Origin of the sequence: Aliiglaciecola sp. SL4, from assembly GCF_041538045.1 — a bacterium.
GTDB lineage: Bacteria > Pseudomonadota > Gammaproteobacteria > Enterobacterales > Alteromonadaceae > Aliiglaciecola.
The window spans coordinates 121,086-138,187 of sequence record NZ_JBGOSE010000011.1; the positions used below are offsets into that span (position 1 = coordinate 121,086).

Genomic DNA, 17,102 nt, shown 5'->3' on the forward strand with positions numbered 1-17,102 from the left:
ACCGATTGATTTTATTGGACTTAACTTACTTCGGATGCTGGCATGAAGACTGCAGTGTCGAATCACATGACATAGGATTAACTGATGGCTTAAGGTAAGCGGTTCATCTTAAACAGCCTAGTGAAACCAAGCGGGAGAGCACGTTTTGATCACCCATATTCACCACATTAATTTTGTGGTGGCAGATTTAGACAAATCAGTACGCTATTTCAACGGATTGTTAAAGCAATCACCGGTAATTGAAGAGCTTCCCCAAAGACTAGTAAAAACTGCACGTTTTAACGTGGGGGAAAGTCTATTGGTTTTAGTTCAACCGCTGAGCAATGAAGGAGTCGTTGCTGAGATACTTGCGCAAAAAGGAGAAGGAATATTTCTACTTTCTTTTGCAACTGAGTCTATCGATGAAACATTGCAAAAACTGGAAATTAAGTACTTGGAAAAACGAACAGGTTTGCAAGGCTGGTCCATTTGCGACCTTGCCGAATATGACCAGTTTGGCGCGATTTTGCAGTTAACCGAATCATCAAAAAGTTAAATTTCAAAATGAATGATTTTATTTCAAAATGATAGAATATTTTTCATTTTGAAATTTTCAACTTGAAAGTGAAAATCTGAAATGGTGTAAATTATTGAATTATAATGGTTTTTAAATTCCATTGTTTTTGGCATGAACCGTGCTATGTTAATTTGCTAACAATTTTCACTTTCAGGTTGCAATAAATTGATAAAGCAAAGTCACAAAATCCGTATTCTAATCTTTGGCCATAAAGAGTTTAGCCAATTGGTTAGTAGTGTATTAGAAGAGTTTGAAGAACAAGCTGAATGCAAAGTTGTCGATGCAATCATCGGCACTATTCATGAAGCCAATACCCATATTAATGTATTCAAACCAGACTTAGTGATTAGCGCTGGTAGCAATTCAGCATACTTGAAAACTACCTTAGATGTGCCTGTATTATCTATTCCCGTCACAGAGTCCGATATTGTTAGCGCTGTCTTAAAAGCCTCTAAAGTAAGTAACGACATCCACCTAATTACTTATGATGATTACAGCAGTCTAGTTGGCCTATTAAATACTAGTACATCGGTTAATATTACGTGTCATCAGTACGAAACCGCTGAAGATGCTAAACAAAGGTATCAATTAGCTCACTTAACCTCAGATAATGTTGTAGTGGGAGCCAGTTTAGTCTGTGGGCTGGCCCTTTTAGACAATATAAAGTCTTTCTTAATATATTCAAAAGAATCCTGCCGAGCAGTATTAAAAGAAGCCGTTGTTTTGGGGCGCAAACAACGGGATTCAATTCACACAAAAGCAATTCATAAATGGTTAGATGAGGACTCGAAAACGCCGATTCTAGTGGTCGACAACTATACCGATGTTCTAACCTCGAATAGCGCCGCAAAAACAGAATTTGCCATCGACTCGAATAACAAACAAGAAATTTTGGATTTGTTGCACAGTAGCCAGTTTGCCGATGTATCAGATGGAAAGTGTCGGTTAAATGAAACCGATTGGTGGTTTCATAAAGACACCATCATGATGACCAATAGTCAGTTTAATGTGTACCAATTTTATGCGCAAACACCGCAAATATTTCCTCCTAAGAAAGCTCCCACCCTAGACCAACCGCTAATTTATAAATCCAAATTAATGACCGACTTGATTGAACGTACTGATCTGTACGCAAACTCTCCAAGTCATGTGTTAATCATTGGTGAGTCGGGTACGGGTAAAGAAATGATCGCAAAACGTATTCATCAAAAAAGTCAGTTTGCAGAAGGACGTTTTGTGGCGATTAACTGCGCAGCAATGCCCAGTGAGTTGTTTGAAGGGGAGTTGTTTGGTTACGTAGAAGGGGCTTTTACTGGCTCAAAACGTGGCGGCAAACATGGCTTGTTATATGAAGCAGATAATGGCGTGTTATTTTTAGATGAAGTGGGAGAGTTAAGCTTACCTCAGCAAGCAAAATTGCTCCGCGTTATCCAAGAAAAAACCTACCGACCCATAGGTTCGCACAAAGAATTCAAAGTGAATCTTAAAGTGATTGCCGCCACCAATCGTCCCTTGGCCACACAAGTCAAACAGGGGTTGTTCAGAGATGACTTGTATTACCGCCTGAACGTTCTAAGCATTAATGTTCCCTCTTTAAAAGAACGTCGTGAAGATATTGAAAATATCACCCAAAACAAGTTGATGGCCCTTAATTTTGGCAGTTTGAGTGAAGAGGTTATTCAGCGACTGACCCAACAATTAAGCCCTATTTTTAATGCCTATGATTGGCCAGGAAATATCCGAGAATTGGAAAATATTGTTGAACGTTTACTGGTTTATTGCTCCGCATTCCAAGACGTAACCAGTAAAAAAGTGTCGCAATTGTTGACTGAGTTAGCGCCAGAACTATTTGAAATAAAACAAATAGAACAAACCGGTGCTATCGCAAAAAATGAACAAGAGTTGCTTAACCAAGCAATGACAAAATTTAACGGCAATAAAGAATTGGTTGCCCAGTATTTAGGAATTAGCCAAACCACCTTATGGCGAAGATTGAAACGCAATAATAACAATAACCAAGAGGGAAAACACAATGCTTAGATTTACCCGAAATAAATTGGGAAATGCTATCGCGATATCGATGTTAACCAGCTCAACTACTTTTGCCGGTGCTGCCCTTGCGCAAGACACCCAAGCAGAAGAAGAGTCAATTGAGCTAATTAGTATCTCCCGTAAGCGTCCAGAAAGTCTACAACAAGTACCTATTGCCGTAAGCGCTTTATCAGCCAGAGATATTGAAACCGCTGGTATCGAACGCCCCGGAGATTTTATCTCCCTTGTCCCTAATGTGAACATTGTTGACACTGCAAACGTCGGTGACACCCAAGTAAATATTCGCGGTATAGTTTCAACCCGTGATGCAGAGTCGACCTTTGCTTATGTGGTTGATGGTGTGCTGATGACCAATCCCAATGGCTTCAATGGTGAGTTGTTGGATATTGCTCAAATCGAAATTCTTAAAGGCCCGCAAGGCGCGTTATATGGTCGTAACGCTGTGGCAGGGGCGATTTTAGTAACCACTACATTACCTAGCGATGAACTTGAAGGTAGCGTTAAAGTGGCAGTAGGCAATGCCGGCGCGAAGCGGATTAACGGAATTATTAGCGGTGGCCTCAGTGAGACATTGAGAGGACGTTTGACCGCTAGTTACAATAGCATCGACGGTCACTATCAAAACGATTTCACCAGAGAAGACTCAGTAGATTTCTTAGAAGATACCACACTAAAAGGCAGACTTATGTGGGACGCTACTGAAAATCTAACCTTGGACATGCGAGCTGGTGTTTCTAGTGTAGAAGGTGGTGCAATCAACTTTAATGCAGTGTTTGCTTTGCCGTCTTTTGTTGAGGATTTTAATCAACCAGCCTATAACGCCAATGTAAATGAGCACGATTTTGTGTTCGCATTTAATGTCCCTGGTGAAAACAAACAAGATAGCACAGAGCTTTCAGTAAAAGCCGATTGGGATCTTGAGGGGTATGATGTAACTGGCGTCTTGTCTTACAACGATCTGGAAGAAACCTTACTATCTGATGGTACCAGTGCTTCTTTTTATGGTTATGAGTTGACGCCACAGTGTCAAACTGACCGAGCTACCTTGAACAATACACCCTCAGCCCTAGGTGGCGCGGATCGCACGGATTTATTCGGTGAGTTCTTTGCTCCCTTCGGTGTTTTTCCTCCCGGCGTTGAGTTTACTGGGGTTTACGGTCCATACACTCCCACTTCGTGTGACGGATATCAGTATCAAGAGCGCAGTCAATCTGACTTTAGTGGTGAACTAAGAATTACCTCAGACGATGATACTGCTGATCTGCGTTGGATCGCCGGTGTGTATTTTGCTGAAATCGACCGTGATGTAGTGGTTGCCTATGGTGCTGATCAAGGTCAAGGTTATTTGCAGCAAGCTTATGTGCCACCTACAGGGGCAAACCCAACGGATTTATTGTTCGATGATACTTACGATACCTCAGTGTTATCGGCATTTGGTCAAGTTGAGTATGACGTGTCTGAGAAACTTGAATTATCAGTGGCCCTTCGTTATGACTATGAAGACCGGACCGTTTCTAACAATGTCCCTAATGTCTCTGCGTCTGGCCTCAACATTAATACTATTGTGGATGGTGAAGTTGGCCCTATTAACCCAGGTTTAGTCGCCAACCCTGATGGTATTCCTGATCGCAGTCGCTCATTTGCCCAATTCCAACCTAAAGTTACCTTGAGTTATGAACTATCCGACAGGGTGAACTCTTATGCCAGTTATGGTGTTGGCTTTAGAAGCGGAGGCTTTAACTCTCTGGGGACACAAGCCACCTTAGATTATTGGTTTAATAGCTCAGGTACGGGTAATCCCGGTGATTCAGTGGATGCGCAACTGCTGATTTCTGATGAATACGATAAAGAAGTTACCACTAATATTGAATTGGGTATTAAATCTAAATTTTTAGATAACAAGGTTAAATTGAACGCAGCCGTGTTCAAAACCAATGTTGAAGATAACCAGTTCTTTGAATTTTTTGCCGGACCTTTCGGTTTATTACGTGCGGTGAGCACCATCGATGAATTAGAAATTCAAGGTTTTGAACTTGATGTTACAGCTGATGTTACTGAAAGTTTCAAAGTGTTTGCTGGATTGGGTTTGCTTGATTCAGAGATCAAAGAAAACCGCAGTCGTCCCATTACCGTCGGTAACAAAGCACCTCAGTCGCCTGACACCACTTATACCCTAGGGTTTAGTTATGAACAACCAGTGAATGATGAGTATTGGGTGACCACTCGCGTGGATTATCAATACACTGGAGAAACCTATTTCCACACCTTACAGGGTGAAGAAACTCCCACTATTTGGGACTTCTTCGGAACCTTGGGAGGCGGAGTTCCACCGGGTCCTCACTCGCAAAATTTTGATAATGCTAAACGTGATTCCTTTTTCACCATCAATGCTCGTATTGCCCTTGAAGCTGAAAACTGGACCTTGGCCATTTATGGCAAAAACATCACAGACGAAGAATATTTACAAGAAGTCATTCCTGCACCTGAATTCGGTGGTTCGTTTATCCACCCCTCAGCCCTCGCAGAGTATGGCGTTGAATTCGCTTATAACTTTTAAGCACTTTTTAAGTGGCGGGGATTGGCGCTGTTAGTGCCATACCCGTTGACTTTCAAGACACATAAAATAACTGGAGATAAAGAATGAATAAGCCGCTTTCTGGCATACGTGTAATCGATTTAACACATATGTTATCAGGTCCGTATTGCGCAATGTTGCTCGCTGATTTAGGCGCAGAAACCATCAAGGTTGAACCGTTACAAGGAGAAGGCACTCGTAAATTGCTTGCCAGTGATCCGAAAAACTCTCTAGATGGAATGGGCGCTTATTACATTACTTTGAACCGTAATAAACAAAGTATTTGTATCGACTTAAAAAGTGATGAAGGTAAACAAGTTTTTTATGATTTGGTAAAAGAGTCTGATGTGGTAGTGAATAACTTTGGTGCAGGTGTGCCTGATCGTTTAGGTATTGACTACAACACACTGAGCAAAATTAACCCCCGAATTATTACTTGTAGTATTACCGGTTTTGGTAGCAGTGGACCGAAATTTAAACGACCTGCATTTGACCAAGTTGCTCAAGCGATGGGCGGCGGTATGTCAATTACCGGTATTGATCAAGAAAACCCGGTTAGAGCTGGTATTCCCATCGGTGATTTAGGTGGTGGTATGTTTGCGGTAATGGGAATTCAGTCAGCCATCATTGAACGGGTAACCAGTGGCAAAGGCCAAGATGTGGATATTTCCATGTTGGACTGTCAAATATCAATGCTTAACTACATGGCAACCATGCACTTCTTATCTGGTGAAAACCCGTATCCAATCGGTAATTCGCATTTTGTTCATGTTCCTTACAATACCTTCCAAACCTCAGATGGTTTTGTAGTTATTGCAGTGATCACAGACAACTTCTGGAAAAACCTGAATGAAGTGGTCAAATGCCCTGAGTTTGAAGATAGCAAATATGATGGTCAGCCTGGACGTTGGGCTGATAGAGATTTCATCAATGCCAAATTAAACGAAATTTTGAGTCAAAACACGTCGGCTTATTGGATTGAACAGTTGGAAGCCAAACGCATTCCTTGCGCACCGGTTAATAACTTATCTCAGGCATTGAGCGACGAGCAAGTATTGCATCGTAATATGGTGGTTGATTTAAAACACCCTGATGGCAAAAGCACAAAAGGACCAGGTAACCCGATTAAATTCTCACGTACCGATGAAGAGTCTTTCTCTCCTGCACCGGTATTAGGACAAGATACTCAAACTGTCTTGTCAGAGCTGTTACAGATGTCACAAGAACGCATCAACTCCTTGGTTGAAAGTGGCGCAATTAAAGGAACTAGCAATGAGTAATCGTGTATATATTAATGATGTAGGTCCTCGTGATGGGTTGCAAAATCAGACCGAGATACTCACGCCGCAACAACGTTTGCAACTGATTCAAGTGTTAACCGACGCTAGATTAGATGGTATCGAAGTGGGCGCATTTGTTTCGCCTAAGGCAGTGCCTGCAATGGCCGGTACTGATGAAATCTGTCAGCAGTTACCTAAAGCTAATTGCCACTTTTCAGCTCTTATCCCGAATATGAAAGGTTTCGAATTAGCCCAGAAAAACCAGGTTAAATTAGCCTCTTTGGTTATGGCTGCATCTAACACCATGAACGAAAAAAACATTCGCATGGATAATGAGCAAACCTTAAAGGTGATTGAGCAAGTGATCGAGGCGGGTAAAGGCACTGATGTTGAATTACAGGTGTATTTGGCCACTGCATGGGAATGTCCTTTCGAAGGTGCTATTCCAGCACAACAAGTTATCGATCTTGCTGAAAAATTGATCAGTATGGGCGCGTCTCGATTAGTGATTGCCGACACTATAGGTGCAGCGAATCCTCAGAGTGTTGAAGCCTTAATGACGACTTTGGTTGATAAGTTTGGCGAAGACAAAATTGCCTGTCACTTCCATGATACCCGCGCTATGGGATTGGCTAATGTGTATGCGGCCTTAACCGCCGGTGTGCGTAGGTTTGATGCTTCCATTGCCGGTTTAGGCGGTTGTCCCTTCGCGCCAGGGGCAAGTGGCAATGTTGCCACTGAAGACGTGGTGATGATGTGTCATCAAATGGGGTATGAAACTGGTATTGATATGCCAACCCTGTTAGCTGCATCTGAGCTTGCTATTGAGCTAACCAAAACCGCAAAAGGCGGTAATGCTAAAACATGGTTACGTAAAAAGTACCCTGCATGAACGTAAAAAATTAATACCAAGATTTTAAATAAAAATTAAATACAACAAGAATATAGAAAGGAAAACGTTATGAGTTATCGATTAGGTGTTGATGTAGGGGGGACTTTTACAGACCTTCTATTAATTAACGAAAGCAACGGTGAAACTCACACTGCCAAGGTACCTTCTACACCAGAAGATTCTTCAATAGGTGTGTTAAACGGTATAGCTCGCATTTGTGATGAGTCTGGTATCGATCCTAAACAAATTAATCGTGTAATGCATGGTACTACAGTTGCCACTAACGCGGTTTTGACTGGCAAAGGCGCAAAGGTAGGGTTAGTGACCACAAGTGGATACAAACATGTATTACAAGTGGCCCGTTCATTTTGTCCCGGTGGATTAGGCGGCTGGGTGAGCTTTGTTAAGAAGCCTTTGTTAGCTCCACTAGAGCTAACCATTGAAGCCACTGAGCGTATGGATGCTGATGGCAGTATTGCCACAGAGCTAGACGAACAAGCACTATTGCAAGATTTGAAAAAATTAAAAGCAACAGGTGAAGTAGAAGCCTTAACGATTTGTTTCATCAATGCCTATGTCAATGGTGACCACGAAAAACGCGCGAAGGAATTGGCAGCTTCGGTATTTACCGATATTCCTATTAGTATTTCCAGCGATATTGTTCCTGAAATGCAAGAGTATGAACGCACGGAGACCACAGTTGTGAACTCTTACGTTCGACCCGAAGTGGCAAGGTATGTGGATAATTTGCAAGCATCATTGCATAAAACCATGGGCGAAGACTTACATTTATCGATATTGCGTTCAGACGGCGGTTTAGCTTCTGCCAATGCTGCAGCGGATAATCCGGTTAACCTACTAATGAGTGGGCCTGCTGGTGGTGTTTCTGGTGCAATACATTTTTCTTCCGCCGCCGGTTACGACAATATCCTTACTTTCGATATGGGCGGAACGTCCACCGACGTAGCGCTTATTCAAAACTCTAAAGCACGTATCAGACGAGAAACCCGAGTGGGTGACGTAGTGGTTAGAGCACCATCTGTTGATGTACGTACAGTGGGTGCTGGAGGCGGTTCGTTAGCCTTTGTACCTGAATTAACTAAAGCCTTGCGTGTTGGCCCTGAGTCGGCTGGCGCTAAGCCAGGTCCTGCTGCTTACATGAAAGGTGGTGTTGAACCAACGGTTTGTGATGCTAACGTAGTATTGGGTTATTTACCCTCTGATGTGCAACTAGGCGGAAAAATGGCTATCGACAAAGCCGCTGCTGTGGCCGCAGTTAAAAAAGTGGCAGATGCCATGGAAATTTCTGTTGAAGAAGCCGCTGAAGGGATTGTACGTATTGCCAATGAAGCCATGTTTGGTGCGTTGCGTTTAGTCTCCGTTGAACAAGGTTTTGACCCAAGAGATTTTGCCTTAGTTGGATTCGGTGGTGCTGGACCATTACACGCCAACGCCTTAGGTATTTTAACGGATGCTTGGCCAACCATTATTCCACCTGGACCAGGTGTCTTGTGTGCCTATGGTGATGCCACAACAGTGGTAAAAGATGAAGCCTCTAAAACTTTTGTAACTCTGATTAAAGATACAGACAAAGATTCATTGATCGAATTGTTTGCAGAGTTAACAGAAAAAGCTGCCTCAACATTAATTGCTGACGGTATTAGCAAAGATGACTTAGATGTTACTTTGCAAGCGGATGTTCGTTATACCGGACAAGCTTTCCAACTTTCTATTGAATGTTCAAAAGCAGACTTTGAAGCCAAAGGCTTGAATCTATTGATCGACCGATTTGATGAAGAGCATACACAGTTGTTTACCTTCGCCCTAGATGAAGGTCATGAAATTGTGATGGTACGGGCTATCGTATCCGCTTCTTCAACGGCATTGCCTCAGAACAAACAAATCACCCAAAAATCTAGTTTAGCAGATTGTAAAATTGCCGATTCAAAAATTTATTTTGAAGGGCAATATCATCAAGCTGCTATTTATGAGCGAAGCAAAATGGGAGTGGGCTTGGAAGTACCTGGACCATGTATTGTAGGTGAAATGGATTCGACAACTGTCATTTTACCAGGTTATGTGGCGACAGTAGATTCTGTGGGTAACTTATTAATCAACCCTGTTAACGCTAGCAATAAGTAGTAGGAGAATAGAATGAATAAAATAATTGAAACGAATAGCACTCCTCTTAAACGTGTTGATGCAGATACTGTCACCGTCGATATTATTGAAAATGCATTAAAAAATGCCCGTGAAGAAATGGATGCAGTGCTGTTTAGAACCGCAATGAGTCCAGGTATCCGTGAACAAGGCGACTGTTTCCCGATGATCGCTAATCGCGACGGTAAAATGGTAGTTGGTCAGTTTGGCTCGTTTATCCACGGTTTTATGGATGCATTTACCGGAGAAATGGAAGAGGGCGATGTGCTACTCACCAACGACCCCTACATGTGTAATGCTGCAGTGTCTCACTTGCCTGATTGGTTAGTCTTAGTGCCTATTTTCCGTGAAGGTCGTCATATCGCTTGGTCTGCAATGTTTGGGCATATGTCTGATAATGGTGGCATGGTGCCAGGTTCAATACCAATTAAAGCCGAGTCTATCTTCCAAGAAGGGATACGTATTCCGCCAACTAAGCTGTATAAAAAAGGCGTATTACAAACTGAGTTACTGGAACTTATTCTACATAATGTTCGTACACCGCAGTGGAACCGATTCGATTTAAATGCCTTGGTTGCCGCGTGTAATACTGCATCTAAACGCGTCATTGAAATTGCCGATCGTTTTGGCGATGATATGCTTTATTCCACTATGGAAGTTATGTTAGAGCGCAACCATACGGCTATGTCGGCAATCATCAATATGTTAGTACCCGAAGAGCCTCGGGTGTTCGAAGATTACTTATGTGATGACGGTGTGGGCAAAGGCCCTTATAAAATCCGTTGTAAAATGTGGCGAGAAGGTGAAAAAGCGATTTTTGATTTTGAAGGCACAGATCCTCAAGCAAAAAGCTCGATTAATTTCTACCTTAACGAAGACATGTTCAAAATGTTCTTCGGATCTTTCACAATTAACTTAGTGGATCCGCAGATTCTATTTAACGACGGTTTTTATGACCTAGTTGATGTGCGTATTCCACAGGGCAGCTTATTAAAACCCAATTATCCAGCAGCTTTATCGGGCAGAACCCATGCTCTGGGCAGAATCTTTGATGTGATGGGCGGGCTGTTAGGTCAGAGCGCACCAGAGGCAATGAATGCTGCAGGCTTTTCTGATTCTCCCCATTTGTTTTATTCCGGCTACGATGATAATGGCGAGTGGTTCCAATTGTTCCAAATTGGATTTGGTGGTATTCCTGGACGCCCAGCTGGAGATGGTCCTGATGGACACTCATTGTGGCCAGGATTCACCAATGTGCCGAATGAGTTTATCGAAGCCTATTTCCCATTACGTGTAGAAGCATACGAAACCATACCTGATTCAGGTGGTGTCGGTTTGCACCGTGGTGGCAACGGCTTGTCTGTGGGATATCGTTTCTTGAACGATGGTCAGATCGCAATTCATGATGACCGTTGGTTAACTTACCCTTGGGGAGTTAACGGTGGTGCGCCAGGAATGCGTTCGACTAAACTATTGCAACGTGCCGATGGTAGCGAAGAGACCTTACCAGCCAAATGTGAAGGTATTGAAGTGAAAAAAGGTGATATTCTTTACTTTAATACGTGGGGCGGTGGTGGTTGGGGAGATCCGTTACTGCGTGAACCTCAATTAGTGTTAGACGACATTAACCGTTCTTTGGTGACTGTTGAAGGTGCTTTAGGTTATGGTGTGGTGATCAGCGATGATCTTAGTATAGATACCCAAGCAACTGCTGATTTGCGCGCTAAAATGGCGGCAGAACGTGGTGATGTGAGTATGTTTGATTTCGGCGGTAATATTGCTGATATTAAGGCTTGCAGCATGCAAGAGACCAACTTGCCTGCACCACAAACTCCAGAGTTTTAATTAGACTCAACCCCATAACCGCTTGTTGTGGGGGATGAAATGGATTAAATGCAGCCAGTATACTAGCTGACTGCATTTATCTTTTAAAATTCAACAGTTATAAAATTAAATTGTCTGTTGTGGCAAACACTAACCTGCATCATGGTTGCTTACCTTTATATACCCTACAAAATTACTTTATAGTTAATATCAAAATATTCATAATTCACGGCGAAATTTGTTTACTTAAGGGTATATAATACGGCCTCATTTTTTAAGGGTAGTACTCATATTATGTCTTTTTTAATCAACTTCGTTCGTAACTTCCTAGGCTGCATCATCGCCCTTGTTGATTTGATAACCCGTCCGCGAAAACAACAACGCAGCAAACAAGCTCAACAACAGGTAGAAGACGAAATTCAATCTATGGCCCTGTATCAATTTTTTGCTTGTCCATTTTGCATTAAAACCCGTAGGGCTTTGCATCGTTTGAATTTGCCCATGGAAACACGTAATGCCAGCAAAGGTAGCGAGTTTCGAGCTGAACTTGAACAACTAGGTGGTAAAACCAAAGTACCTTGCTTACGTATTTCCCAAGACGGTAAAGATACTTGGATGTATGAAAGCAACGATATTATTGCTTATTTAGAACAGCGCTTTGGTTTAATTCGCTAATCTAAAAAAAGAGAATAAACTTAATATTGAAAGTGAGTATAAAATCTCGTCCTCGTTAAAAATTGATTCACTATAGCATCCCTTTGTGTTTCTTTGGTTGAATTAAAACTGGTCGAAAAAACGCTAAATGTGAAGGTGTATTTTAACACGTTTTCAGTCGCCTCTGGTTAGTGAACTCCTATTTGTTTACTAGGTTTCTTGCTTCAATGGTTGGCAGTGCCAAATGCATATTTCCCCTTGCAGGTTGAAATCTAATTGTGTCGAATACTTTTACAAATAAGGGATGGAGTTAATGATTTTCATAAATAAATTAACTTAAATCAATGGTTTGTATCTTTGGCATTGTATGTGCATGGTTGTGTCTATATGACAGTTTGAAATCAAAAACTAACGATTAAAAAGCAATCATGTAAAAACATTTTCAATTTCAGAGGTATTGTATGAAAACTTTAAAATTAGCCTTAATAGGCATGCTACTAACTGTTGCTGGCGTTGCAAACGCGAGTTTAATTTATCAATCAGGCAGTTACACATATTATGAAGATGTCAACGGATTAGAGTGGGTTTATGCTTCTCCTTGTGCTGGGGTTGGTGGTTGTGGAAACGATGTTACCTTGATCGATGATTTTAGATTTCCGACGGAGCTTGATTGGAATACAAGTTTTGTTGATTTATCGGCTTTAATTACTGCATTTGAAATTGATCTTAACAACACTAACGCGTGTGCTTCAGCGTATTTTGGTTCTGGCTTCAGCCATTGTGATTTCGGTAATGTTACTGCCGGTTATGTTTGGGGAGCACCAACTAGTATTGCAAGTTCTCCTACTATTAGTTTCGGAGAGACTTTTTTAGTTCGCAATCAAGCAAGAAGCTCTATTCCTGAACCAACCACTTTAGCGACCCTTGCGCTAGGTTTATTAGCGTTAAGACTTCGTAGAAAAGCGTAAGCATCAAATAAATAGACAATCTAGAAAGCACTGAGTGGATAACTCAGTGCTTTTTTATTTTTACTGCAAACCTCTTTGTGTTTTTAAATAGGTCGCGAAGCTTCCTAACCAGTGACTGCCCATGTAATGCATATCATGGATGACTGAATTTAATCCTGATTTTTTGTGGGCTTGTGCTGCATTCAAAATAGCCACTTTACGGGGATCTTTGCTATTTAGAGCTGAGGCTATACCTTCCAGCATCCATGCTCTGCTTAAATTTAAACCATCTAAATGGGCAAGTTTTCCATCGGTTTTGTCAACTACTGTAGCCACTTCTAACCATTTAGCCTTTCCATCGGTGGGAATACTAGGTAAGAATGCCGATAACCATTTTGCATATTGTGCAGATGATAATACCCGTCGCATTAAGTCAGCCTCAGCAATACAAGGTGATAAAAAATCCTGTCCAGAGGGTTCGTAAGCGAGGGGGCAATTCACATCGCTGGCGTATAAACGTGTAATGTTTGTCTTCAATAAGTTGTTAAATTCTTGATTGTTAGCATTCAGGCTCCAGTCCCACATCAACCCAAAAGCAAATGCAGTTTGGCTATGTTCACCCACTCGAATCGGGAAAGAAAGTTTAGGTAACCAATCAGTTAAATTGGCGATTATTTTGTTTTCAAGTGGAGTTAAAATATCTAGCCAGTGTTTAGCTTGTGGGTTATCCCATCCGCGCAATTCCATGGTGAGTTGTAAAAACCAGGCTAGTCCATAAGGGCGCTCAAAACTGGTGCCCGTATCAGCACGATTGAAATAGGCTAACTCACCGGCTAAATTTTCTTCGGTAAAACTTCGAGCCAAACTCGCCATGATATCTTGGTGATGAGTTGAATTTGGATATTGGCTGGCAATACGGGTGAGTAACCAGTGTCCATGGACGGAAGAGTGCCAATCAAAACAGCCATAGAAAGCTGGGTAGAGCTGTTTAGGTGTTTTTACATCTTCGTCGCTGTTCATCATATGCTTGATAATATTTGGGTATTCTTTATGAACACATTCAAGGGCGAGTTCAGCAAACCGATCAATGATCTCGGTTTTGCTAGGGGATTGGGGGGGCACAATGGGTTGGGCGGCTAAATTGCCGCTAAAAATCCCTAAGGTTAATATTAAGGTGTTGAATTTGTTTGTTAATTTCATGTTTTTGGGTGTTTTGAGAAGCGTTAAACAGAAAGTTGAGTTTAACTACTATACGAGGTAGGCGCAACGTAGACAGCCTAAGGCGCAATTTGCATGACAATCTGAACACCAGTAAATATCTTAAAAGTAAGCAGATCATAGAACCTGCTGCTAGGTATTGAAATCTCTCAAAATGACCATATTTTTACCACTCGCATATTGAATCATTGACGGAGTAATTAATGTCGGACTTGTTAGAAAAGTTAAATTGGCGCTATGCCACTAAAAAAATGGATGCCAGTAAAGCGGTTGCTGAAGAAAAAGTACAACACATCGTTGAAGCTATTCGCTTGACAGCGACCTCAAGTGGTTTGCAACCCTACGAAGTCGTTGTGGTAAAGAATCAAGAATTACGAGATCAAATTGTTCCACATGCCTTCAACCAGGCTCAAATTTCAGATTGTTCGCACCTCTTAGTGTTTGCGGCTTGGGATAACTATACTCCAGAACGCATTAACCATATGTTTGATTTAGTTAACGAAGAACGCGGCGTTATAAATGAGGGGTGGGAGAATTATCGTAAAATGATATTGGCCACTTATCCGCCAAGAGATGCAGAGATCAACTTCCAGCATGCTGCTCGACAAGCTTATATCGGTCTTGGTACTGCGTTAGTGGCAGCAGCAGAGGAAGGTGTGGATAGCACACCAATGGAGGGTTTTATTCCTGAGAAAATAGATGAAATATTAGGCTTAAATGAGCGTGGTTTGCGTTCTGTAATTTTGTTGCCTTTGGGCTATCGAGCAGAAGAAGGTGATTGGCTTAAAAATCTGAAAAAAATACGTCGTCCAAAAGAAGATTTTGTCACTGAAATTGACTAAAGATATCGTATTTTAGAGATGAAAATATCTCTTGATATGGAACATAAAGCTCACTTAACGCGGATGAATGTATACCAACAAATCATTCGTCAAAGGAGCTTAATGTTTCTGCGACAGCCTTAGAAGATAATGTATCAACACCCAGTTGTAACAAAATCATAAGTTGGAAGTTCGTTTACAGCCGCTGGTGGGGTGTAAATCAAATAACAATTTGGGCCTCTAAGAGGAATGTTGTTGTGGGTAATTCCGCTAAATCCTACGATGTTTTCTGGCGAAATAAAGAATTGACCACCACCAAAGGTATCACCATATGCCCAATCATCATTTAACTGAAGTGCATTGGCTATGCCGGTCGTGCGGTTTGCACTTGGAAAACCATAAATTGTGGTGATATCATCAACACCATCACCATCTAAGTCTACACTGCCTTCTGCTTCATTAACCACACCTTGACTTACGGATTTTGCATAAACCAAATTGACCGCATCGCTTGCTGCGCCCGCCATTCCATTTAAAGTAGCCTTGTTGGCGTCTGAGGTTAAACTAATAAATTTTGGAGCAGCTATCACAGATAAAATTCCAAGAATAACTATAACAATAATTAATTCTATTAGGGTAAACCCCTTAGCTTTTTCTAATTTCACTACAACTTAACCTTTTCCAAACATCAGTTATCAGTATGTTAACCCACCAAATATTGACCATCTATTATACTTTGGATTATTCAGTTTTGTTTTAACTGTGTGCCGTTGCTACATAGATGAAATAGGTTGTTAGCAATGGTGTGAAGAATTGATCCGTTTCCAATGGACTTGCTTACAAACGAATAAAGGAAAATTGATGAATTTGCTAATTACAGGTGGTAGCGGACTGATAGGTTCAAAGCTCATAAAACATATTAAGGCTGAAAATCAGCTTACGATATTAACAAGAAACCCCAAGCTTACTGAAAAAAAACTTGGAAACGGGCTGACGTATATATCGAGTTTAGAGCACTTGTCTAACCTCAACGACTTCGATGGTATTATCAACTTGGCTGGCGAACCTATTGTTAATAAACGTTGGAGCTGCGAACAAAAAACGCTTTTAGAAAGCAGCCGCTGGGAAATGACTAAAAAGGTAGGGGTATTGTGTGCGGCAAGTCAATCACCTCCTAAATTCTTCATTAGCGGATCAGCAATTGGCTATTATGGTCGTCAAGACAGCCAAGTAATTGATGAGGATTTTGATAAACCGAATAAAGAATACAGCCATGAATTGTGTGCAACATGGGAGAGACTTGCTTTAGATATTGAAACTGATAAAACCCGTGTTTGCATACTAAGAACTGGCATTGTATTGGCCAAAAATGGTGGTGCTTTAGAAAAGATGGAATTACCATTCAAATTAGGTCTGGGGGGACCTATTGGCTCTGGGGAACATTATATGTCGTGGATCCATATTGACGATATGGTGCGAGGTATCATGTATTTGATTGATAATAGTGATTGTTCAGGTATTTATAACTTTACTGCCCCCTATCCCGTAACTAATAAAGTGTTTTCAACAAGACTAGCCAAAGCACTGCACCGTCCATGCATATTGTTCACCCCCAAATTTGCCCTAAAACTTGCCATGGGGGAAATGGCTGACTTACTGATATACGGTCAAAGAGTTATTCCAATGCGACTGCAAGAAAGCGGGTTCCAGTTTAAATTTACCAAAATAGAAGATGCACTTACTGACTTGTATAGAAACTGAATCTAATCATTTGGATATAGCCGTTTGGCAAATAGGCAAAAGCAAAAAAGTTAGACACCCACAAAACGAAACAATAGACACCGGACATCCACAAAAGAGCTAAAAAAGCTGGACATCCACCACTTCTTTATAGAAAAGATAGTAGCAAAGACTAGGACAGCCACATAAAGATTAGAAAAGTTTAGGGCAGCGACATTATTTATTTCAGGAAAAGAACAAAAAAATAAAAAATAGGACATCCATATTTTATTGGTTATGGACATCCATCATTAGTCATTTTAAACCTCAATTAAACTGCTAGATAATTCAACAAACTAACCGTTTTTGCCTACGTCGTCGTTTATAGGTTTGGAGGGTGTGGG

13 protein-coding genes are annotated in these 17,102 nt (G+C 41.3%); 11 read left to right on the top strand and 2 right to left on the bottom strand.

What is annotated here, in order from left to right; all coding sequences use genetic code 11:
* Positions 1-145 precede the first annotated feature (145 nt).
* The 9 genes from AB6T38_RS15270 (at position 146) to AB6T38_RS15310 (ending at position 12,961) form a co-directional block, all read left to right on the top strand.
* Entirely contained in the window at positions 146-535 is a 390-nt protein-coding gene (locus AB6T38_RS15270; RefSeq protein WP_372548124.1) for a VOC family protein, read from the top strand.
* Positions 536-721: 186 nt separating this feature from the next.
* Positions 722-2,596, top strand: coding sequence for a sigma 54-interacting transcriptional regulator (locus AB6T38_RS15275; protein WP_372548125.1), 1,875 nt, complete (start codon positions 722-724; stop codon positions 2,594-2,596).
* On the top strand, positions 2,589-5,165 hold the full coding sequence (locus AB6T38_RS15280; RefSeq protein ID WP_372548126.1) for a TonB-dependent receptor: 2,577 nt from the start codon (positions 2,589-2,591) through the stop codon (positions 5,163-5,165). Before AB6T38_RS15275 ends, AB6T38_RS15280 begins: the two co-directional genes overlap by 8 nt.
* A gap of 83 nt (positions 5,166-5,248) precedes the next feature.
* Entirely contained in the window at positions 5,249-6,463 is a 1,215-nt protein-coding gene (locus tag AB6T38_RS15285) for a CaiB/BaiF CoA transferase family protein (RefSeq protein WP_372548127.1), read from the top strand.
* Entirely contained in the window at positions 6,456-7,355 is a 900-nt protein-coding gene (locus AB6T38_RS15290; protein WP_372548128.1) for a hydroxymethylglutaryl-CoA lyase, read from the top strand. The genes AB6T38_RS15285 and AB6T38_RS15290 overlap by 8 nt, the downstream gene beginning before the upstream one ends.
* Before the next feature lie 69 nt (positions 7,356-7,424).
* Positions 7,425-9,497 (top strand): hydantoinase/oxoprolinase family protein, encoded by a 2,073-nt coding sequence (locus tag AB6T38_RS15295; protein ID WP_372548129.1) that lies wholly within the window; start codon positions 7,425-7,427, stop codon positions 9,495-9,497.
* Between the two features lie 12 nt (positions 9,498-9,509).
* The gene (locus AB6T38_RS15300) at positions 9,510-11,360 is read left to right on the top strand and encodes a hydantoinase B/oxoprolinase family protein (RefSeq protein ID WP_372548130.1); all 1,851 of its coding nucleotides are present in this window, start codon (positions 9,510-9,512) and stop codon (positions 11,358-11,360) included.
* A gap of 273 nt (positions 11,361-11,633) precedes the next feature.
* On the top strand, positions 11,634-12,014 hold the full coding sequence (locus tag AB6T38_RS15305; RefSeq protein WP_372548131.1) for a glutathione S-transferase N-terminal domain-containing protein: 381 nt from the start codon (positions 11,634-11,636) through the stop codon (positions 12,012-12,014).
* Between the two features lie 440 nt (positions 12,015-12,454).
* On the top strand, positions 12,455-12,961 hold the full coding sequence (locus AB6T38_RS15310) for a PEP-CTERM sorting domain-containing protein (RefSeq protein WP_372548132.1): 507 nt from the start codon (positions 12,455-12,457) through the stop codon (positions 12,959-12,961).
* 60 nt (positions 12,962-13,021) lie between these two features.
* Here AB6T38_RS15310 and AB6T38_RS15315 read toward each other — a convergent pair whose 3' ends face one another.
* On the bottom strand, positions 13,022-14,140 hold the full coding sequence (locus AB6T38_RS15315) for a DUF2891 domain-containing protein (RefSeq protein ID WP_372548133.1): 1,119 nt from the start codon (positions 14,138-14,140) through the stop codon (positions 13,022-13,024).
* 221 nt (positions 14,141-14,361) lie between these two features.
* On the opposite strand from AB6T38_RS15315, the gene AB6T38_RS15320 reads away from it, so the two are divergent.
* Entirely contained in the window at positions 14,362-15,000 is a 639-nt protein-coding gene (locus tag AB6T38_RS15320; protein WP_372548134.1) for an NAD(P)H-dependent oxidoreductase, read from the top strand.
* A gap of 134 nt (positions 15,001-15,134) precedes the next feature.
* On the opposite strand, the gene AB6T38_RS15325 is transcribed toward AB6T38_RS15320, so the two are convergent.
* Positions 15,135-15,644, bottom strand: a complete 510-nt coding sequence (locus tag AB6T38_RS15325; RefSeq protein ID WP_372548135.1) for a prepilin-type N-terminal cleavage/methylation domain-containing protein — start codon at positions 15,642-15,644, stop codon at positions 15,135-15,137.
* Positions 15,645-15,840: 196 nt separating this feature from the next.
* Here AB6T38_RS15325 and AB6T38_RS15330 point away from each other — a divergent pair, with 196 nt between their 5' ends.
* Positions 15,841-16,740 carry a TIGR01777 family oxidoreductase gene (locus AB6T38_RS15330; protein WP_372548136.1) on the top strand — a complete coding sequence of 300 codons (900 nt, stop codon included), beginning with the start codon at positions 15,841-15,843 and terminating at the stop codon, positions 16,738-16,740.
* The last annotated feature ends 362 nt before the right edge of the window (positions 16,741-17,102 follow it).